At 50.9% G+C, this 21933-nt stretch carries 18 protein-coding genes and 1 tRNA gene; 11 read left to right on the forward strand and 8 right to left on the reverse strand.

Annotated elements, in window-relative coordinates; all coding sequences use genetic code 11:
* Positions 1–13: 13 nt before the first annotated feature.
* From DESMU_RS03815 to DESMU_RS03840, 6 genes are all read left to right on the forward strand, one after another.
* Positions 14–1441: an alpha-amylase gene (locus DESMU_RS03815; RefSeq protein WP_013562282.1), complete on the forward strand. Its 1428-nt coding sequence runs from the start codon at positions 14–16 to the stop codon at positions 1439–1441.
* Positions 1438–2982, forward strand: a complete 1545-nt coding sequence (locus DESMU_RS03820) for a glycoside hydrolase family 57 protein (RefSeq protein WP_013562283.1) — start codon at positions 1438–1440, stop codon at positions 2980–2982. Before DESMU_RS03815 ends, DESMU_RS03820 begins: the two co-directional genes overlap by 4 nt.
* A 9-nt stretch (positions 2983–2991) precedes the next feature.
* Positions 2992–4923 (forward strand): alpha-amylase/4-alpha-glucanotransferase domain-containing protein, encoded by a 1932-nt coding sequence (locus DESMU_RS03825; protein ID WP_013562284.1) that lies wholly within the window; start codon positions 2992–2994, stop codon positions 4921–4923.
* A gap of 12 nt (positions 4924–4935) precedes the next feature.
* Positions 4936–6486 (forward strand): glycosyltransferase, encoded by a 1551-nt coding sequence (locus tag DESMU_RS03830; RefSeq protein WP_013562285.1) that lies wholly within the window; start codon positions 4936–4938, stop codon positions 6484–6486.
* 11 nt (positions 6487–6497) lie between these two features.
* Complete coding sequence (locus DESMU_RS03835) at positions 6498–8372, forward strand: glycoside hydrolase family 57 protein (protein WP_013562286.1); 1875 nt, start codon at positions 6498–6500, stop codon at positions 8370–8372.
* Positions 8373–8469: 97 nt separating this feature from the next.
* On the forward strand, positions 8470–9408 hold the full coding sequence (locus DESMU_RS03840) for a DHH family phosphoesterase (protein WP_425358424.1): 939 nt from the start codon (positions 8470–8472) through the stop codon (positions 9406–9408).
* 1 nt (position 9409) lies between these two features.
* Here DESMU_RS03840 and DESMU_RS03845 read toward each other — a convergent pair whose 3' ends face one another.
* The 6 genes from DESMU_RS03845 to DESMU_RS03880 form a co-directional block, all read right to left on the reverse strand.
* Complete coding sequence (locus DESMU_RS03845; protein WP_083799343.1) at positions 9410–9934, reverse strand: thioredoxin family protein; 525 nt, start codon at positions 9932–9934, stop codon at positions 9410–9412.
* A gap of 121 nt (positions 9935–10055) precedes the next feature.
* Positions 10056–10742 carry an electron transporter gene (locus DESMU_RS03850; protein WP_013562289.1) on the reverse strand — a complete coding sequence of 229 codons (687 nt, stop codon included), beginning with the start codon at positions 10740–10742 and terminating at the stop codon, positions 10056–10058.
* Between the two features lie 671 nt (positions 10743–11413).
* Entirely contained in the window at positions 11414–12526 is a 1113-nt protein-coding gene (locus tag DESMU_RS03860; protein WP_048078616.1) for a zinc metalloprotease HtpX, read from the reverse strand.
* 265 nt (positions 12527–12791) lie between these two features.
* On the reverse strand, positions 12792–14759 hold the full coding sequence (locus DESMU_RS03865) for a S16 family serine protease (protein WP_013562291.1): 1968 nt from the start codon (positions 14757–14759) through the stop codon (positions 12792–12794).
* 374 nt (positions 14760–15133) lie between these two features.
* Positions 15134–16036: a metallophosphoesterase gene (locus DESMU_RS03875; protein WP_013562292.1), complete on the reverse strand. Its 903-nt coding sequence runs from the start codon at positions 16034–16036 to the stop codon at positions 15134–15136.
* Between the two features lie 50 nt (positions 16037–16086).
* Positions 16087–16160: transfer RNA gene (locus DESMU_RS03880), tRNA-Lys, on the reverse strand.
* A gap of 150 nt (positions 16161–16310) precedes the next feature.
* Between DESMU_RS03880 and DESMU_RS03885 the strand changes: the two genes are divergently transcribed.
* On the forward strand, positions 16311–16946 hold the full coding sequence (locus tag DESMU_RS03885; RefSeq protein WP_013562293.1) for a hypothetical protein: 636 nt from the start codon (positions 16311–16313) through the stop codon (positions 16944–16946).
* Positions 16947–16961: 15 nt separating this feature from the next.
* Here DESMU_RS03885 and DESMU_RS03890 read toward each other — a convergent pair whose 3' ends face one another.
* The gene (locus DESMU_RS03890; RefSeq protein ID WP_013562294.1) at positions 16962–17321 is read right to left on the reverse strand and encodes a hypothetical protein; all 360 of its coding nucleotides are present in this window, start codon (positions 17319–17321) and stop codon (positions 16962–16964) included.
* Positions 17322–17528: 207 nt separating this feature from the next.
* Between DESMU_RS03890 and iorA the strand changes: the two genes are divergently transcribed.
* The 3 genes from iorA to DESMU_RS03905 are packed head-to-tail and all read left to right on the forward strand — an operon-like array spanning position 17529 to position 20234.
* Positions 17529–19442 (forward strand): indolepyruvate ferredoxin oxidoreductase subunit alpha, encoded by a 1914-nt coding sequence (gene iorA, locus DESMU_RS03895; RefSeq protein WP_013562295.1) that lies wholly within the window; start codon positions 17529–17531, stop codon positions 19440–19442.
* 5 nt (positions 19443–19447) lie between these two features.
* Positions 19448–20047: an indolepyruvate oxidoreductase subunit beta gene (locus tag DESMU_RS03900; RefSeq protein WP_013562296.1), complete on the forward strand. Its 600-nt coding sequence runs from the start codon at positions 19448–19450 to the stop codon at positions 20045–20047.
* Positions 20037–20234, forward strand: coding sequence for a hypothetical protein (locus DESMU_RS03905; RefSeq protein ID WP_013562297.1), 198 nt, complete (start codon positions 20037–20039; stop codon positions 20232–20234). Before DESMU_RS03900 ends, DESMU_RS03905 begins: the two co-directional genes overlap by 11 nt.
* A gap of 25 nt (positions 20235–20259) precedes the next feature.
* On the opposite strand, the gene DESMU_RS03910 is transcribed toward DESMU_RS03905, so the two are convergent.
* Positions 20260–20715, reverse strand: coding sequence for a hypothetical protein (locus DESMU_RS03910; protein ID WP_245526389.1), 456 nt, complete (start codon positions 20713–20715; stop codon positions 20260–20262).
* A 220-nt stretch (positions 20716–20935) separates the two neighbouring features.
* Between DESMU_RS03910 and DESMU_RS03915 the strand changes: the two genes are divergently transcribed.
* Entirely contained in the window at positions 20936–21931 is a 996-nt protein-coding gene (locus DESMU_RS03915; RefSeq protein ID WP_245526390.1) for an iron-sulfur cluster loop, read from the forward strand.
* The last annotated feature ends 2 nt before the right edge of the window (positions 21932–21933 follow it).

The following is a 21933-nucleotide window of genomic DNA, read 5'->3' on the forward strand; positions in this document are numbered from 1 at the left end:
AGCGTGCGTGGAAATGGAAAGAATAATAGGGTATCTCGAGGAAAACTACCTGCCACAGGCCAGATGGTGGCCGTGGAAAGGCACTAAGAGAAGCCTAGAGCTTCTGGGGCATAGTGGAGACGGGGAAATAACCATACTGCTTTTCAGGTCGAACAACCTGGTATTCCACCTCCCATTAGCCAGGGTAACGGAGGTACCGGCAAACCTTAAGACAAGGGGCTTCTGCATCGGCAACGAATGCTATGTTGAAGCCGAGTACCTCCCAAAGTACATTGAATCACTGAGTAAGATCGAGGGAATCACTGTAGAGTACCTGCAGGAAACCAGTGAGTTGACCGAGGTACTCCACGCTGAGCCGCTTACATTGGAGTCGACTAACACTGTCGCACTCTACGAGACGAAGAGCGGGAGCCGCCTGGTCTTGAAGAGCTATAGGTTGATACCCATGGTGAACATGGAGGCCTTAATGTTGCGAAGACTAGCCGAGGAGAAATATAGGCATATACCCGAGATCCTGGCATTCATAAGGTACAGGGACACCGTTACAGGCGTGGTCTCCAGGTTCGTCAGGGGAGTTGGCGACGGCGGCTACCCCTTCTACAAGTCCCTCTTAAAGAGCCTTAGCGGGGAGGGTAGCTGTTTAAGGATCGGATTAGCATCGAAACTCGGCATCATTATTTCAGGCCTACACAGGGCTCTCAACAGTGAGAGAGGAGACTTCTTCGGAGCGGAACCCATATCGGATGGCGACGTGGAGAAATGGAGAGCCCGGCTTGAGAGAATGTACTCTTCGAGCCTCAAGAGGCTTGACGAGCTGGTAAGCAGCGAGAGGGATAACGTGGGCAATGAGGCAGCGTATTGGCGAGACATGCTTGAGAAGACACGGGGGATAGTTGAAGACGCAGCCAGCATGCTGGATGAGTATGTGGGACTAATGAAGGCTAGAACCCATCAAGATCTCCACCTGGCGCAAATGATATATGTGGAGAGCCCGGCAGAGGACTTCATAATAACGGACTTCGAGGGAGAACCCGGGAGAAGCATTGATGAAAGGCTCTGGAAGGAGCCGCCTATAAGGGACCTGGCCTCTATGATAAGGAGCTTCCACTATCTCTCCCATGCAGCAATAATGAGCCGTGCGGGGAGGTCTCAAGGCGAGGTGTCCAAGGTTATGATCAGCAACGATCCCTCCGCTGCCTGGAGGCTTACCCATGTTAAAGCAATGGTTTACTCCTATCTAATGGATGTGGATCCCCGTCTACTTGGGGTGGAGAGGAATACCCTTCTAACTGGTTTCCGAAGACTTCTTTACCCATGGATAGTTGAGAGAGCTATCTATGAGACGTATTATGAGTCTCTTTATAGGCCTAGCTGGGTCTCAATACCTATAGCAGGCCTCTTCGAGGCCTACCGTGTCTACAGGGGTGGTGGAGCCCTTTGACCGATGTAGTTTTAATGTTTGAGGTGCACCAGCCCTACAGGCTGAGGAGAGATATTCACTACAGGCTACTGGAAAAGGCCTTAGCCGGTAGAGTTGAGCCAGGGGACGTGGAGGAGGCGTTGTTTGACAACGAGTTGAACCGGCTGGTTGTCGAGAGAGCGTCGGAGAGATGCTACATTCCTGCCACCCGTATAATACTTGAGAATGTGAAACGGTATGCCGGGGGTTCCAGGGGATTCAAGGCTAGTTTCAGTGTGAGCGGCGTGTTCCTGGAGCAGGCGCAACGCTGGAAACCCGAGGTCGTCGATCTCTTCAGAGAGCTGGCGGGCACTGGAATGATCGAATTCGTGGAGCAAACGTATTATCATAGCATGGCTGCGTTCCTACCGTACTTCGGGTTCGACGAGCTACGTGAACAGGTGGTTGAACACAGGAAGCTCGTTGAAGAACTCATAGGTTATAGGCCCACCTCGATCGAGAACACGGAGTTCACGTATAGTAACGATGTCGCCTGCTTCTTTGACTCAATGGGCTACAGGGTTGTGTTGACAGAGGGCGTTGAAAGAGTGCTTGGCTGGAGGAGCCCTAACTATGTTTACAAGGCTTATGGATGTGATATACGGGTCTTAACGAGGAACTACAGGTTAAGCGATGACATAGGCTTCAGGTTCAGTGATAAGACATGGGATCAATACCCGTTGACAGCAGACAAGTATGCATCATGGATTGCCTCAACCCCCGGAGACCTGATATTTATCGCCGTGGACTACGAGACATTCGGCGAACACCACTGGCCTGAGTCAGGTATACACGAGTTCCTTAAGTGGATGCCGGGCGAGGTCTTGAAGTACGGCCACCTCAACTTCTCAACGCCGAGCGAGGTAGTGGAGAGACACCCTGTTAGAGATGTGCTGGATGTACCTTCATGGTCCCCTATAAGCTGGGCCGATGAGAGAGACTTGAGTGCATGGTTGGGCAACGAGATGCAGCGCGAAGCCTTCAATGCTCTCGCATCCATCAGGCCGTTTATAAAGGCTGTTGATAAGCCCTGGCTAACTAGACTATGGAAGCTTCTCACCATAAGCGACCACCTGTACTATATGGCAACGAAGTTCGGTTCCATAGGAGAGGTTCACTCGTATTTCTCCCCCTATAAAAACGCTAGCATAGCGCATGGATTATTCATGGAGGCTCTTGGCGCAGTAGCCGAAATGGTTAGACGCGAGGTTGAAGCAGATAGAAGAAGCACCCTGAGAAAGCTGATTCTACCCGAGGCAAAGGCATTCCGGTTCACGATGCCGAACGGTGAGTACACGGGCTTAAGTGCTCACTCACTAGTCGAGTTCACAGAGCTATTGGAGAAAGCACCCCCGGAGTCCCTTCTCTACCATTTGAACAGGGGCGATATAAGCGCATGGTTGCGAGGAGTACTGGGGCTCGAGGACGTTGCCCGCGAGATCGATGAGCTGAGGAAGACGCCCATGGCTTATAGCGAAGTAGTCGCCGCCCTCAGGAGGGTGCTTAAAGGGCTCGTCGAGTAGGTGGTTGAAGTGCCCAGGGTTAACTTTATATTCGCACTCCACTTCCATCAACCCCTCGGTCAGCTGAAAGGCGTCAACGAGAAAATATTCGTAAACAGCTATAGACTCCTCTTAGACGTGTTCAAATCATTCGCTGACTTAAAGTTCACCGTGCATGTGAGCGGACCCCTACTATTATACCTAGCTAAGAATCACCCGGAGTGGCTTGAGGAATTATTCAAGCTAGGCGACCTCGGCGTACTCGAATTCATGGCTGGAAGCCTCGGAGAAGCCATACTACCCATAATACCCAGGGAGGATAGGGAGGCACAGATACGCGAATACATAGCACTCTTCGAAAGACTCTCAGGCTTCAAGCCAAAGGGGCTCTGGCTACCTGAAAGAGTATGGGAACCTGGCTTACCAGAGGTGCTGGGGAAGCTGGGTGTAGAATACGTCTTCATAGATGACTCAACACTAACCAAGACCGGGCACCCGCAGGACCTCGCTTACTATGCATGGAACACCGAGGACAGCGGGCAACTAGTGAGAGTATTCTTCATTGACGCTGGAATAAGGTATATACTACCATGGGAGCCACCTGAAAGAGTACTAGAGTATCTTGTAAGCAAGGGGAGGGAAGGCGATCAAGCAAGGCTAGTGCTATGGGGCAGTGACGCCGAGAAGTTCGGTGAATGGATGGATCCAGAGCGAAGCAGGAGCTGGCTGTATTCATTCCTAGAGTTAATGAGGAGGAGCAGGGATAGGGTTTCAATGACGCATCCAAGCGAGTACCTGATGGAGCACGGGGTTAGAGGATTACTCTACTTCGACACAGGAAGCTACGATAAAATGCTTGAGTGGAGCCGCGGCTTCTTTAGGAACTTCCTCGTAAAGTACAGGGAGAGTAATAATATGCATAAGAAGATGCTGTGGGTGAGAAGAAAACTCGGCTCCCTGGACAGTGTGCCCGAGGAGGTTAGGACCGGGTATCTTCTATCGCAATGTAATGACGCATACTGGCATGGATTATTCGGAGGCATATATCTAGCACACTTGAGGCAGGCCATATACGAGGAACTAATCAGGACTGAGGCATGGGCGGAGAGGGAGACCGGGTATTTCAGGGACACTGGTGTAAGGGTGGGCATGGTGGACTTCGACTACGATGGCGAACCCGAGGTACTTGTAGAGACACCTAGCCAGAACCTTTACGTGAAGCCTGATGACGGGGGAACACTCTTCGAATACGACGTCAAGTCCAGGGGCCTCGAGCACAATCTCCAGGACACCATGAGCAGGTATGGCGAGCCCTACATTAATAAACCAGGCTTCCACCCTGATTGGTATAGGAGGGTTAGTTGGAGAATCCACTTGTGGAGCGATGACACCGGTCTCTACGACTGGATCAACAATACGCCTTTCAAGGACATGAGTGATCTAGCTTTAAAGAAACACCATGTAGCCGTGGGAGAAGGCAACGAGATCACTCTGAGGGCTCTGGGCGGGTTCTATCAGTATGGTAGCACACCGGTAACAGTAATGGTTGAGAAAAAGATAAATCTAACCGATAAAGGGCATGCCGTAACTTATAGGATCAGGAACATGGGTGACAAGACGTTCTCAACAAGACTGGGCATAGAGTACCATGTAGCGTGGAAAATAGACAGGGAAAACGATGAAAAACCCTACTATGTTGTAGAAGGTGTTAGCAGGGATGTATCGGAATCAGGCGTCTTCCACACTGAGAGGATCACTGTGGGCTCAGCTGGCTACCCCAGCATAGTGCTCGAGGCCAGCAAACCCCATGAAGCGTGGATCGCGCAACTCGCCTCACTCTCGAGAACCGAAAAAGGCTTCAAGGAAATGCCACAGGGACTCGGCGTAATGTTCACAAGGCAACTAGTATTGAAGCCAGGCGAGGAATACGAGGCATCTGTGTCATGGATGCTTAAAGCCTAATGGTGTAGCGGCTTGAAAACCTGGATGCTTACATTTGAATCCATATACACCAGGAAGGTCGGCGGTTTAGCGGAGGTGCCTCCGAGACTCGCCGAGGCAATGAAGTCTATGGGCGAGGACGTGGAGATATATACACCGAGCCATGGATTCAAGAAGGAGAACACTACCGGTAAGGAGGTCTTCAAAACCTGGATCAATGGTTCAGAATACTCTATATGGGAGTACAATGCACCCGTGAAACACTACATAGTCTCAGGCGGAGTACTCGAGGAACCCATTGTATACTCCAGGAATCTACTGTTCAAAAGCCTCGTCTTCGCAAGGATTGTCAGGGAGTACTTCAACCACGTCGCCGGGAGGGGAGAGACACCCGATATAGTCCACGGCCATGACTGGCATAGTTATCCAGCCCTCCTCGCAGTGAACGCCGAGTCCACTCGGATGGGAATACCTGTTGGCATAGTCTACCAGATACACCTGCTCTCGCGTACACTCATAGATCTCGAGGCCCTCGCAAAAGGTATTGGTGTAAGCGGAGACGATTATTTACGTGGAGGACTAGGCGTTAAACCATTGAAGGAGTACTATGAGCGCTCCGGTGGCTGGGTCGAGCGCTTAGCCGCACTTACTAGCGATAAGGTTTTAACTGTGAGCAAGGGATACACCCGTGACGTTGTAAGAATAGTGGGGCTCGACAACGCTACTAAAGTAGACTACGTTTTCAATGCCACCACGTGGACGTGGGACGACGTGGTAAAGGTTGTCTCTAAAATAGCTGGAGGGAGAGACCTGTTCTCCCATGGAACCCGAAAACTAGTCAGGGGGAAACTGCTTAGGGACACATGGAGACTCATAGAGGTTGAAAACCCCGATCCCCATATGAATGACGTTATCAGGGGGTTCCTGGAGAAGTATGATGTATCAGTCAACGAGCCGTTCAAGCAGGATGGACCACTGATATTGCTGACCGGTAGATCCACCAAGCAGAAAGGCATAGACATACTGCTCAAATCCATGGATAAGCTTGTCTCAGAGATACCGCGTGCCAGAGTCGTGCTTGCAGTAATCCCGGTGAGCGGCACCGAGGAGCTCCTAAGAGAGATCATAGAATACGTTGCCCTTTTCCCAGACAACCTAAGGGTTTTACCAGGGTACGTTGACTACGAGCACTACTTGACACTATACTACTCAGCATCCGTGTTCCTCGCCCCAAGCAGGTACGAGCCGTTTGGACTAGTGGTGCTAGAGGCTATGGCCTCCGGGACCCCTGTGGTTGCATCGAACACAGGTGGGTTCAGGGATCTAATCCTCGACGTGAGAAGGTATGGATTAAACGGGACAGGCATGCTCTTCACCCCTCTCGACAGGGAGGGGATGATTGAAGCATTAACGTTAATGCTTGATATAGTTGAGAACGAGGACGAATCCTCTGCTAGGCTGAGAAGGAGGTGTGTTGAGTACTCTAGTAGCTTCACCTGGAGCAATTCAGCTGCCCGCCTGCTCGGGATATACAATGCTCTCCTCAAGCCGCGTGGATCGCGGGATGAGAACCCGGGTGGCTGAGGCGACTTAGAATGTCCCTTGTGCCTTCAAAGAGATACCAGAACATGGAGCTTTACGCTATCTTCAACAAACCTGTCCTCATGCCTGGAGAGGAGGCGAAGATACATCTACTTGCCTCAGGCGAGAAGGGCAAGGTCATACATGTCTCGGTCTTCGATGACGAGAAAACCATATATGAAGGCGACTTAACCATAGGGGAAACTCCTATAGTTGGTGTCATACCCTACGAGGCCCCTGGAAAACCCGGGTTCTACAGTGTCCGTGTAAAGACAGGGGACGTCTTGCTCGATGAAGTATCCTTCATAGTTCATGCACGCGGACAACGCAGGCCAAGGGGGCTTGCACTAGTGTGGCATCATCACCAAGCACCCAATTACCTGCCAGATGGCTCAATACATGGCCCGTGGGCATTCATCTATGTATACGGAAACTCACTTAGGCCCTATGGTAATGCACCCTACAGTTACCATGCTGCAATGCTTGAAAAACACCGTGATTACCATGCGACATATAATCTAAGCCCAAGCCTGATCAAGCAATGGCATACAGCGGTAAAGCAGGGAGTAGTATTCAAGACTGGTGAACAGTTGACCCCCGGCGATGAGAGAGCAAGGATCATAGAGGACACGGTTGCAAAGTATGTAAGGGCTTATGAACGAGGCCAGATAGATGTATTGACAAGCATCTACGCCCACACCATAGGTGGCTTCCTCATAGATGTACTAGGGATGGAAGACGTGATCCGCGACGAAGTGAGATACGGTATATCCATTACAAAAGAGGTTCTCGGCGTCACACCACTTGGGGCATGGACCCCTGAGATGGCTTTCTCCATGAAGCTTATAGACATATACTATGATAACGGGATAGAGTACACGGTGCTCGATGACAAATGCCACTTCGAGGGAGCTGAGGGAGAGAAAACAAGCAGCTATGAACCATACATCGCCTTAAACAAGGAGAGCGGGAAACACATAGTCGTATACTTCAGAAACCACGAGTTGAGCGATGTATTAAGCTTTAAAAACAACTTCACCAGCGAGGTACACGCGTTGAGAAACGCCTACGAGATGAGCCTAACCATAGCCAAGAGGATCTTGGAGTCATCTGGAAGAATACTCACGCTTGCCCTCGATGGAGAAAACTGGATGGTCTTCTCGGGTAATCCACCGCTTACAGCCTTCTACCTGGATAAACTACTATTATTCCTCGAGTCCCTCAGCGACGCCGGCTTCCTTAGGTTGATGAGTCTGAGAGAAGTGTACAGCGAACTCCCAGCTACACGTATCCTGACCAAGATACCCACTAATACATGGCTCTGCACGTTTAAAAAGTGGAGGGGGGAGAAAGAGGGGCATGAAGAATATTGGCTTAAAGCCGTTGACACATACAGGAGGATTAAAACCTACGAGTACATGGTGGGGGGAAGAGACCCCTACAGTGAGAAAGCCAGATGGGCACTGTGGCACGCACTCGACAGCGATTACTGGTGGGCTGAATTCTGGTCACCGAAGATAATAGATGTATGGTTGAATGAGTCCCTGAGGTGTATTGATGAAAGACTCCGAGAAATCAGGGTAAAGGACGTCAAGATCCCTGAGCGCGTTATCTCAGGAGTCACTACAACCATAGTGGTCGACATAGTTAACGGGCTAGACACTCCTGTAAAAGTAAGAATCAAGGCTTCATGCCCCAGCAACGGGTGCAGTAGTGAGAAGGAAGTAGGGATCCCCGGTAGGACAACTGTGAACATACCACTTGAGATAGTGGTAAGGGACTCCGGCTTAATACCGGTTTCAGTAGCCGTTGAGGCCGAGTCGTATGTTCTCTCAAGCATTGTGAAGGAGGTTAAAGCCTACCCACTGATACCGGCTAACCCTGTTTAACCCTGGGAAGCAAACTATAAGGTTTCAACACATGATTTAAATACCGTGGAATCCATGATCCACTTGTGGCCAGCGTGTTTTTAATGTATCCGGATGGGTGAGGTATTTGCCAAAGAAGAGGGCTGTTGTCACACACTGGGATCTCGATGGTTTAGCCTCTAATGTGCTGATCTCACGGTATATCAACCCAGGTAAGCAGGTGCTTTCATCCGTTACATCTACATTCAAGTATTTGAAAAACGTTTACGAGGAAGGATACGACGAGATATGGGTGGCCGACCTCAATCCTCAGCCCGGTGAGCTGAGGAACTATGAGGAATTGTTTAAGGCTATGCATGCCAGAGGCTGCCTGGTTAGATGGCTGGATCACCATCTTTGGCCTGTTGAAGTAGAGGAGGCATTCTCGAAGTTTAGAGACATTGTCTCCTACATGAATGACCCGTCCACAGTGGCAGCAGACCTAGTGGCAAACTATCTTGGCGTAGTCAGAGACAGGTACACTAATATGCTAATCGACCTCGCATTCGACGATGACTGGTTCCAAGGAAGGTATGAGCTCACAACTGTATACAGGCGTGTCCTACGCTTCTATAAGTGGGATATACGGTACAGGGCATTAGAGTCGTTGATGAAGGGAGACGTGGCCCCCCAGTGGTTGCTTGAGCTCTACAGGCTTGAAGTCAAGAATGTATATGAAAACCTGATCCGTGAAGCCATTGCTAGAGCCGAACTCGTTGAGAGAAGAGGAGTAAAGATACTGGTTTTCCAGGATGTTGACCCCAGGGTTCACCCAGGGGAATTGATACATGTAGCCGAGAAAAACGGTATTTTCTCCCATGTCTACATCGTCAGGTATCCAAGAGGATTAAGCCTGCGCAGCGAGTACATTGATGTATCAAAGTTGGCGTTAAAGTACGGCGGAGGAGGCCACAGGAGGATAGCTGGAATACCTGGAAAGATAAACCTCGAAACACTACTCGGCGAAATAGTGAAGAGTGTTGAAGAATCCAGGATTCGAAGCCACTATATTACATGAGTCAACCAGATAGGAGCATGCTCCAGAAGCCTTGATCCAGGGCTTCCCCTACCACTATAGCCTTCAGCTCTCCCCCTGAGCCAAGGACAAGCATATGGGGTACGCCGCCAGCATAGTTGAAGGGTATCCCCTTCGATACTTCGAGATTAACCACCTTACTGAAGACGGAGCCTGCATCTTGATCTACATCCACCCAAAGGTACAATACCTTACCGGGCATTGTTGCATTAAAAAACTCCGACTGCCTGTGGCAGTGGGGGCATGTAGTTGAACCGAAGAATATGATTCTGATCGAATCGTTGAGGGGTGTTTTCAACGATATCTCGCTGTAAATACTTCTCCATTCGTCCCCGGTGAAGCTAACTCCAGCCACACGCTCAGTGCTCAAATAGAAAGGCGTGCCGCCACTACCGGTTGGCTGATGCCACATCAACAACATTACTGCTATTATGATGATGAATGCCACTATAGGTACTAGCAGTATCAACGACCCACGCCCACTATTCCTCCCCTTGCTCCGAGGCATGTTCAGACCCCGCATCCAATGCGTCTCGCACAGGCTCCATAGTCTCGATAGCTCTGCTACTATATGGCGGAAAGATTTTATAAGCCTGAAGACAGGGCCTCTATGAAAAACCCTGGAGGTTTCAGTGATATTGGTAGTAGATGTATGTAGCTACAAGTATAGCCGTGAGGCCCCCGAGAACTCTTATAATCCCCTGATGCCTTGCAAGCCTCTCAATGATCCGTGTTCTAGCCATGCCTACGAATACCAGCGTTAGAAGCACTAGTGGCGAAACAAATAGTGCCACATAGAGCAATGTGTAGGGAATCCACAGCCATAAGGGGGCTCCACTCATTAAAACATTGTACACTATGTACATTCCAGCACTACAGGGCAGTAGGGTAAAAGATGCTATGAACCCTGTTACAGCCACATATACTGCTCCTCCAGCTTCAGCAAGCCTCCTTAGACCCAGCCTGTTCGTCAAGCCGCACTCAACCATGTCATCCCTGCAAACCGTGCCTGACCCATCGCTCCGCCTTCTTAAACTGACCAGTCCATAAGCTACCATTAAGACCCCGTAGATCAGCATTATGATGGATAAGTGGACGGGGGTAAACGGGAGGGTCCTCAACACCCCTCTAAGGAGGAAGCCGAAAACCCAGTACCCAGTGAAAACCGATGATATGAAGACCAATGCTACTTCAGTAATTTTCCTTAAGCCCCCCATGGAGTACGATGCAAGGATGCCGGCGTATAATATGAAGAAGCATGGATCCACCGAGTCCATTAAGGCCATTGAGACTACCATTAAGACCAGTGAATCCAACCCTTACCCCCCGTGGTCTAAGATTATTCGATGAAACACCGAAACCATGTTCCAAGAGACCACTATCCCTGGGACCCCTAATTAAGGTTCCAGGAGAAGCCAGCCATCTTGACTCCGTTTACCATGAAAGAAAGCCTCGCCTTTCAGGGCGGGGATGCTGAGTTTAAATGTGTTGTAGCCGTTGTAATAGAGGTGGGGGTTTCCTCTATGGGCGGTGAGGGTTTCCTAACCCTGTGCGCTGTCTTCAGGGTTAGCCCCGAGCCCGTGGAGGCACCACGACCCCTAGCCCAGATGGGGGATCTCCGACTGCCCCGACTGCCCCGCAGATGACAGATGTAAACCCGAACAGATGCGGGGAACCCGTGACCCGCCCTAAGGGGAACCCTCGCCCCTTTAGGGCGGGGAGGAGGTCAGACCCGGATATTCATCGTGTTTATTGTACGCGGGGCTTTCACCCGGCCTAGGGTTCACGAGCAACTGCTCTAGGGTCGCAGGTGGCTGATGAGCCCAGCGATGTAGAGAAGTATCCATCACCATGCAGCACATGTGTTTCAAGCATTGAATGAAGGGATTCTAGTTGTCTAAAAAAGCTGGCTTCCCACTGTTCTAGGGCGTGCGGTTTTCAAGTATGAGGCATTGGATGGCGTGCTCATAAGACTAGTGGATAAGAGCTATCTGGGAGCAGTGGCATCCATGGTCAATGTGTCGAGGAAGCGGAGCCTCTTAGGTGTTGGTGGATGCGTTGAGAAGAATTCCTGCACGCTGTTCACCTCCCTCCGCTTAAGCTCCTCTATCACCTCATCTATGTCTACCCTCTCCCATGCGATCCTTGGAGGCGTCTTGTAGTGGTAGAAGGGGCTTGCAACGGTCTCTGTGAACGCATATATGAAGAGGGTTTTCAGTTTACTGGCTGACACTGCTTCCCTGGCATAGCTGCTCCCCTCATAGTATAAGTGTAGCTTGGCTAGTGCACGCTGCATGTTTAGCGGTGACGAGGCGCGGGCACCGCTTGTATCGGCATAGTATTCTCTGAGCCTGCTGAAGGCTAACACCAGTACTTGGACAATGAAGCTTAGCGCGACAGCTGCTATGCCCGCAATAACCAGTATGAAGCCTCCTGAAGCATTATCCCTCCTACGTGATGTGAGCCTTGAAACGCTTGAGGACACTAGTCCAGCTCTTATCAGGAAGACACCTAGGTAATATATGATGCTCGGCAGGATCCCCATGAATAGCATTATCGTGTTGTCCCTATGGATGTGATGTCCTAGCTCATGTCCGATCACAGCCTTCAACTCCTCCTCGCTGAGCATCCCCGCGAGCTCCCTCGATACTGCGATGTACCTTCCGGATAAGATGTTACCATACGCGAAAGCATTCGGCGGCGAGTTAACCAGCATTGCCTTAGGAGGCCTGTTCACACCGAGTTTTGCAGCAACCTCATTCACGATTCTCTGGAGGTCCTCACTGTGTTTAGCACCATAGAAGAGGTTTATCATGAAAGGCGAGATCAGATACGTGAACAAGTTGGCTAAGAGCACGAAGACCGCTATCGCAGCCACGAAGTCCAGTGTGAGTGCTGCACCAAAGTAGCTGGTTAACAAGTATGCAACGAGGCATATTCCAGCGATACTTGAGGCAGCAGCGAGGAGTCCCACTATTATCATCGAGGATTTAAGCGCGAACCTATTGGAGAAGCCCCTAGCCACCCTGGGGGCTATCAGGGCTGCCATACTCATCATTACCACGAAGCCGACGGCGTATGCTAACATGAGCGCGATCATTGTGAATGGATCATAGAGCCACAGCACCTTAACCACCCTCACAGATGACTCATTACGTAATGATGCTTATAAGCGTGGTTGCCCATGCCCATAATCCTAGTTCCGGGCGTGGACTCCCCTCAGCCACTTCACGTGGCCCGGTGGTTCACCGGGGCTACATCGACAGGCACCACTAGGCATACTTTACGAGAGGCCAACACGCTCCCCCGTCCCTGATAGCAACCCACCGTTATCGAAGCAGGAGAAACCCCGGTGTTTCCAGCAGCTAAACCGGTTTAAAACCTTTATCCAAAAACAGTCCACCAGCTGCGTCTCCACGAGGACCGGGAGTCCTGAGTATCCTTAGAGCCAGCACTATTGAAACGATAGCAAGCATGGCTCCAACTATAGCCAGGTATTTCACGAGCATTGTATTCGCCGACCCGCTGGATCCACTGGTGTTATTAGTGCTTCCACCACCCCACTCCATGGAGGGCGTTGAGACGCTTACCTCCTGGGGAGGTGTAGTGAGCACACTAATGTTACCGGCTGAAAGCGCGAGCCTTACCACCATGCACATTGAGATTCCCATTGAGAATGCCTCCACGGCTGAAGAGTAGTCGCCGATGCCCATGGCCTCTAAGCCATACTCTCTGAAGAATCCTATCGTTGAGTACCTGTCGACACCATGGCAGAGATTTACCGATATGCTTGACTGAACACTTGCCACGGACTCCAGGCTGTTTTGCTCGAATGCCTGGTGGAGGGCGTAGAGTGACTCCCCAATAGAGTACACGGTGAACCCTAGCATGGTAAGGTTGTCGCTTGCAACCTGGGAATTTAGGAGGGTATAGTAGTCGGAGGCATCGTTTAAAGCCTGCGTGTTTCCGCCTACCTCGTTAATGAGTGCACTCACATACGAGTATACGGTGGATGAAAGCGCATAGAGGCTTCTAGTATTCATTGAAACCCGAGTCAGCGTTGCCGATTCATTGACGCTGATTGAAGACATGTTAAGGAATGCCTCAGCCTGCCTCGCATAGGAGAGAGTGTGAGCCAGGTACATTAGTTTCTCAGAGTCTGAGCTAGATGAAAGCGCATTAGCATAGTAGTAGCCGGCTCTGTAGTATATGGCCCTAGCTAGGGAGAGCCAGAGCACTGAATCCAATCCCCTGAACACTCCTACTTTGCCAAACTCCTCGCCAACCCTGAGAAGCGTTAAATTAACTGTGTTCACAACCATGTCAACACTGAGCTTGTTGGAGAGTACGTCGGCTAGGAGTCCATAATACATGGCACCACTGTAGAGGTCGAGTCCCTTCATGAAGACGTAGGCTGGACGCGTATCCTTGGCAGAGTAGAGGGTTGAGAGAGTCGTGTTCAAGCTGCTGAGTGCTGTGAGCAAGGAGCCCTTGTAGAAGGGGTTTCTAACGTCTTCAGCCTTAGAAAACGCGTCGCTTATCAATGTAGTCAGCTCGCCCAGAAGGCTGTCAACGACTCCACTAGGCACATTGTATTGGAGTTGAGCATATGTGGATCCCGAGATGTTGACCCCGGTGAAATATGTGAAAGCATCGAAGACCGACTTTACCTCTATGACGGATACATTAATGCTCCTACCGTATTCAACGAGATCTATGCTCTTGTAAACCACTCTTCTCACAACACCCCATGGGAGACGCGTCTCCTGGATAACAGGGTACTGGTATTGGCGCTGACCGAAAGGTATGAGAAACATCTTAAAGCCGTTGGAAGCCGCTGCATCAAGCTTCTCCTTCAACCCGCCCACGGGTCCTATCGTGCCGTCTGGGTTTATCATTCCAGTCATGGTTACCCATGGTTGAAGAGACCTATTAGTCAACAATGAGAGAAACCCTATGGTCATGAGCCCTCCGGAACTAGGGCCCCCTATTATCGGCGTACTTGACTCTGTAACAACATAGTAATCAAACTCGTCGAATGGAACCCCGGCGATAAGTGATGCAACATAGGCTGCTATTCTAGCTGCTCCCTGGGTATCGAGCTCGGTGTAGGGTAGAGCTGAGAAGAACACCCGGCCGTTACCGGGATACGCCACTATCAGAGTCGTCTTGGATAACACGCCCTGACCACTACCAGACACGGCTGGTGCATAGACATCGATGGACTTCACGTAACTGTAGCCAAGCAGCCTGGACTCCCCTACTGCCATGGGTGTACAAAGGAACAGTGTGACGAGCACGAGTACAGGGATCACCACGGTGCGCCAGGGCATCAGGGTCACCCATCATATCCGAGACAGGCTTGGAGTCGGTATTAATGCTTTCGCAGATTACAACTGGAAGCCTCGTCTTTCAAGGCGGGTGATGAGGAGTTTAAATGTAGTGCGGGTGTTAAGTACTGTCCTCCTCCCCGCCCTGAAAGGCGAGGCTTTCTTTCACGGTAAACCCGGGGAGATGCGGGGAACCAGTGAACCCCAAAAGGAAACCCTCACCCTTCAGGATGAGGAGGTTGGCGGATTAAGCCTTCATGGATGATTCATCTGGTAGGCAGCATGAAGCTATTTAACATTGGTTGTCCATTGGTATCCGTGGTGATGATGCCGACATAGCCTGATGACGTGATGATGGGTCGATTGACTGATTAATCCTACTCGAAGGAGCATAGTATGTGAGCGGTTTCAATATCCCTGAACTCCACCACGGCTACCTCTACATTATCTTCAACGTACCTGTCTATATCCAGGAGCTCTGTGGCCGATGTGGAGTCCATGAGTCGCGAGGTAGCTTGATCCACGGATCCCAGGTTCACCCATGTAATCAACCCTGTTTTCTCGAGCAGAGTGTGCTTCCTCACTATCGGTGAAAGATAGTCATCCCTGTTCAAGGAGACATTTATGCCTGGATGATACGGGCCTGTCGCAGGCATGACGACTAAGAGCCCCCCTGTCTCTAAGGGTATCTTCATAAACACGGGGAACCTGTAAGAGCCGAGGCATTTAAGACTTGGGTGTTCATGACCTATAACCACGATGTCCCTGCCGGCTACATCCACGTCTTCATGCCCGTGAACTATCAGTATCCTTCGGGAGTCAGCGGTGACTTCAATCGAGTTCACGAGTTCAACGTTCAGCCTTCTCAAAACCGGTTTCAGGTAGTTGTCATGATTGCCCCTTACCACCTCGACCTCACGAATACCTTTCTCCCTGAGCCAGGTGACGAATTCCACTACTTCGTCCCTCTCCTGCCTGAGCAGCCTGTCAAACGCGTGCTTCAGGTCACCGTTTACTACAACCCTATCTATGTCGAGCACGCTACTGGCTTTGACAAGGTACTCTATGGCTCGCCTCAACTGGATCCTCGGCAGGAATACGCCGGCGTAGCTGCTGCTTCCTCTAAGACTATAGGTCAGGCCCCTTGAAGCAGCTTCCTCGAATCCCAAGTGTAGATCCGCCATTACAAGCATCTTGTGCTGTGGAATGTAGAGGAAGGGGGTTCCAGCAACAACATATAAGCCTGTATCAACCCCCTTCACCAGCGGCCTCAGCACCATGACCCGTGATACCTCTTCAAAGCATCCCTGGGGATTAAGGAATAGTGAAGCGGGCCCGCCGGGATTTGAACCCGGGACCTACGGGTTAAGAGCCCGCCGCTCCACCAGGCTGAGCTACGGGCCCACGCCTATTCAATAACCATAAGCAAGCGTGGTTTTTAAATATTTCACGGCTTACTCGACGCAGCCAGCAATCTGGAGGCAGTGATAGGGTCACGCCATCCCTGTTTAAATAGTGGAAGCCAGGATAGTTGGTTCAGGGGAAGGTTTAACCTTGTCTACCAACCAGAGGAAAACCCGCTCCAGGAAGCTCACCGAGTTCATGGCACCGAAGAGCAGGGCAAGCGAGGAGCCAAGGGAACCTCAACCCCAGCCCAAGGAGAGCGGGCAGCAAGAGCGCCAGGAAACCGGTATCGATGAAATCAAAGAGATTATCTTAAGGAAGACGAGGGCTGCTCAGAAGAGCAGTAGGGATGCAGTGAACAGGGAAACTGTTGAAACACCTGTACAGGATAATGTGAACGGGAAGATCATGAGCACAATAGAGGCCATAGCTGCATCCAGCCATGTGAGAATCGTTGAGTGCGATCAGCAGGGGGTGTGCAACGATGGCAGGAGAATTGGGGAAGTATTCACAGATGAATACGGGCTTAAACGTCAACGAGGCTTCATCAACACGACCCGGCTACCAATATTTCTCGACTTCATTGTAGAGGAGGCTGAGGCAAACCCGGTGTTGAAGAAGGCCTACGTTGTTAGAACCGCTAGGGGCTCGCTTGCACTGGTTCCAGACGACTTCATATGTGAGCTTAACTCCCGATACGGAATAATTGTTTCATCCATGGATAAATGCGTCAACTACCGGAGTAACCCGTGGAGAGAGAGGAATAGGGCCCCGAGGAAAAAATAGTATTGCGGTTTAATCTTAGGCTGCAGGCCTGTAAAGGGCCTCCTTCACATCGATATCCATTAACCTCGGCGTCCTCTTGCGGCGTCTACGCTTCACGCCCGTTGGCTCCCACTTCATGTCAGGTGTTCCAAGGCTTCCATCAGGGAACTCTATTATCTTCTTCAACGCTAGTAGGTGATTCACTGCTCTCCGAACCCTGTCCTCGCCGGCTATCCCGCTGAACTCCCTCACCAGTTCCTGGAAGAACACTGGCCTACCCTTGTTCCGTATTGCATCGTACACGGCGTCGGGGAGTTCGAAGTCCCTTGGAGCTATCTCGATCAATATATCGGTATCCTCATACACTACTTTACTCTTCCGAACCATACTCTTCACCATTTTAATTCTATGTGGGATAGCAATATATAAACTTTTTTCAGTATTCAATCCCACTAAGACAGGCTTCAAGGGAGCTAGGGCTCAGGGAACACCCATACAGAAACCTATGGTACCCATGCGTGTCGACATGGTGCATCAGGCGTCACGGGATAGTTCATAGTATATATATCCATACATACCATACATAGAGAACGGTGTAAGGTCATGAACCCTCTGCTCGCTGGAAGAGGCGAGAAGGTACTGCTCATGGGGAACGAGGCTATAGCAAGAGCCTCCCTGGAGGCAGGGATATGCGTCGCCACCGCGTACCCTGGTACTCCTTCAACAGAGATAATTGAGGCCCTGAGTGAGGTTGCAGGCGAGTGCGGGATATATGTCGAGTGGAGTATTAATGAGAAGGTAGCCTTTGAAACAGCATATGGAGCCGCGATAACCGGTGTGAGAAGCCTTACCGCGATGAAACATGTCGGCGTAAACGTCGCCTCAGACATATTGATGAGCAGTGCTTACTCTGGGGTGAAAGCCGGCTTCGTAGTGGTCTCAGCCGACGATCCAGGTGCACACAGTAGCCAGAATGAGCAGGACAACAGGTGGTACGGGATGCTTGCACACATACCGGTGGTCGAACCCAGTAGTGCAAGGGACGCTTACTATCTAACCAAAGAGGCGTTCGAGCTAAGCACGAGGTACGAGCACCCGGTTATCCTTAGAACCACTACAAGAGTCAGCCACACGAGGCAGCCAGTGGAATTAAACGGAGACATACTGCGGGAAAAGAAGTGTACAGGAGTATTCGACAAGGATCTAGATAGATGGGTGCTTGTTCCAGCCAATGCGAGGAAGCTGAAGACACGTGTGGTAGGGATCTGGGAAGCCGTGATGAATAACGAGGGGAGGGAGCCGTTCATACGTGTAATTAACCCGGGCATGAAGCGTGTTGTCGTTGCAAGCGGCATAAGCTATACGCATGCAGAGGAAGCACTCAGGCTTCTCGACTCGTTGAACAATGTGACACTTGTCAAAGTATCGCTCCCGGTTCCACTGCCACCCAAGCCGATCTCAAGCGTGCTGAAAGACGCTGAGGAAGCACTCGTCGTCGAGGAACTAGACCCCGTAGTGGAAATGCAGGTGAAGAACATTGTGGCTGATGAAGGCCTAGATGTAAGGGTCCACGGCAGGAACCTTGTGCCAGGGAACGGTGAGCTCTCAGTGGACAGGGTTCTCACACCCATAGCAAAGTTCCTTGGGAAGGATACTGCGACCCCATGGCGGGGAGTAGGGGAAGTCTCGCTTAACCCCCCTATACCTCCACGACCCCCTGTTCTCTGCGCAGGTTGCCCGCATAGAAGCACCTATTACATTGTTAAAGTAGCCCTCAACAAGGCTGGTGTGAGAGATGCCGTGTTCACAGGCGACATCGGATGCTACACGCTGGGGTATCAGAAGCCCTTCGAAACCCAGATGACATGCTTCGAGATGGGCGGCAGCCTGGGCATCGCTCATGGATTTGGAAAAGTGTTGCGTCAAACCGTGATAGCCGTGATAGGTGATTCCACATTCTTCCACGCAGGCATCCCCCCGGCGATAAACATAGTTTACAATAACTCAAGGGTTATCCCGCTAGTGCTCGATAACTCGACAACAGCGATGACGGGTCATCAACCACACCCCGGCACTGGTGTAACTGCAATGGGTCTAGAGACCAGGAGAATTCTCCCAGAGGATATACTGAGGGAAGCAGGCTTCAAGACCGTGGTTATCAATCCGTTGAGAGTCAAGGAGTCGATAGACCTTCTTACCCAGGCGTTAAAGGACTACTTGAAGGGTGAGAGGATAGCTATAGTCTCCAGGATGAGGTGCGCCCTGGAAGTACTGCGGGATGCCAGGAGGAGAAGAGTCGTGCTCCCCGTGTACACGGTTATTGAGGACAAGTGTACAGGGTGCAATGCGTGCATCAACCTGACGGCATGCCCAGCCATAGTTATACCCACTGGATCCAGGAAGCCTGTCATACTGGAAGAGCTGTGCGCCGGGTGCGGTCTCTGTGCATCAATATGTCCATTCAAAGCCATATCGGTGAAGAACCAGCCGAGCACCGAATGGGAGAAGCTGTGGTGACACCTATGAAGACCCGTTTCAACCTAGTGTTAATTGGTGTTGGCGGCCAAGGTATAATAACGCTGGGAAGGCTCATCGGCCTCGGGTGCATGCATAGAGGCGTTGATGTAAGTGTCGCAGAGGTACATGGAATGAGCCAGAGAGGGGGAAGCGTAGTGGTGCATGTAAGGATAGGTGAGGGCGAAAGCCCCATAATACCTGTGGCCGGGGCTCACAGTATTATAGCGATGGAGATGCTTGAGAGCGTGAGAAGCCTAGTGTACGCCAACAATGATACCACACTAGTGATCAACGACTTCCTGTGGCCTCCACCACTCTCAAAGTACCCGTCACGGGAGGCCATACTTACCGCTATATCTGGGAAAGGCTTAAGGCACTACGTGTATGATGCTAACAAGGCAAGCATGGAAGTAACCGGGTCACCGATCTCATCGAATGTCGCACTACTAGGGTTCACGCTAGCCGTAGATAAAGAACTCTCTAAATACATAAGTCTAGAGGATGTAGAGTGGGCTATTGGCAGAGCCTTCAGGGGAGCAGTGGCAGAGATCAATAAAAGGCTCCTCAGGAAATCATATGAGGATGGGTTGAAGAATGCAACATGACAGCCTCCTCGGGCTACTTGAGGAAGCGATAGACCTCATCGATAAACTAGAGAAAACAGTCTACGCCCTAGAGCCAGGGAGCCAGGTAACCCCTGGAACAGTGTATCAGTTATACAGTAATCTAGTGTTGTTAAGGGAGAAGATAGTGGAGGCCAGGCTGAAGGCCTCATCCTGTGTAGAAGAATAGTTTTCACGGTATAAGGCCTCCCATGTCAATAACCATATGTTACAGAGCCCAAATACTCCACTTCAACCATGTAAGAATGCGGATCCATGAACAATATGTGGGATGCACTCACCTTCCTGACACCGCTCATGGCTGAGGAAACCCATTCATGGGTTCTGAGCTCGTTCACCATGACTCTACGGGTGTAGGCCTTCCGAGCTTTAAGGTAGCCAACTATTACCGGGTGCCTGCCACCAATTAGGATTGCTGTTCCACAGTACATGTTGTTAATCACTATGGGACCCCCACTACTTGCGACCACGCATGTGTCCCCTGCAAGCAACCACACTTTTCCCCTACCATGTAGCAAGAGATTCTCCCCGGTAGCAAGCCTCACCGAGAACCAACCGCTCACCAAAATGTTCTCAGCATGTACCACCTGCTCCCGTACCACTCCGACTAGCACTTTCTCCCCATGAATGCCCCCACCGTCCTCAGGCATGCTTCGCATTTACCTGTACACCATGCTGGATAATTAATTGATGAAGGCCGTGAATAAAGGTTAAACCGGGTCAGCCCCAGGCTTAGGCTCTATGAATCTGACCTAGAAGAACCCGGGCACATATAGCCTGCTCCGACAGTTAAAGGGGAAGCAAGCATAGTCCTCATAGGACAGGAGGCTGGTCAACTATAGGGTTAAGTATTCAACACGGAGTATCTAGATGCAGGGTGGAGGCGGATTAGAACCCAGGGGGCTGATCCCAGTGGAGGTCATCGGTCTGGATGAAGGCATAGTGGAGAGGGTTGCGAGAACGCTGAGAAACAATCCGGAGAGGATTAGCACTATCGACCTCTGCGATACAAGGTTCTACCCCTCATGCAGCGAGGATGTAGAGAGCGTCGCAAGATACTTTATTGTAATGGTAGCCATGGATCACAGGTTGAGTAGGCCTGGCAAGCCCTATGAGGCCGAGCTGGAGGACGGCGTTTACCGTGGCGCAGAATTACTATATAGGCTTGGAATGAGAAAATACATGGAGGATCCAGGGTTCTTCAACCCAGAGCACCTGGCCAGTATAAGAGTAGATGAGGTTGAGGCATGGCTTAGCGTTGGCAACGCTAAGCCACCGGACATCGAGGTGAGAACCCTCCTCCTGAGGGACATGGGGTTAAAAATCACCAGGTTATTCAACGGCAATGTCAAGGATATTATCGAGGCTTCCGGTGGAAGACTCTATGGCTCACTAGGGGATCCAGGGCTCATCGACCTACTAAGGGTCTTCAGAGCCTTCGAAGACCCGGTTGAGAAGAAGCCTCTTCTCCTGGCAAAGTTCCTCTCTAGGAGGGGTGTTATAACTCTCCGCGAGAAGCTGGGGATCCCTGTGGACAACCACCTCTCCAGGATAGCGTACAGGCTGGGAATAGTAATGGTGTCAGGGAGCCTGTGGGCTAAAATAAGGGGACATGTAGAGGTAACACGCAGCGAGGATACCCTGCTTAGATTGATCGTTAGGAGAGGATACGAGGCTGTCGCAGATAAGGCTGGTCTGGATCCAGGCGTGGTTGACGATTACTTCTGGCTCATGGGCAGGAATACATGCCTAAGAGAAGGAGAACCCAGGTGCGACAAGTGCCTGTTCAAGGGTTTCTGCAAGGCCAGAAGGAACAGTAGCTTTATGGTTCCCGAGCATCATTACTATGATACATGGTACTACTAGCA

The organism is Desulfurococcus mucosus DSM 2162 (assembly GCF_000186365.1).
In the GTDB taxonomy this organism is placed as follows: domain Archaea; phylum Thermoproteota; class Thermoprotei_A; order Sulfolobales; family Desulfurococcaceae; genus Desulfurococcus; species Desulfurococcus mucosus.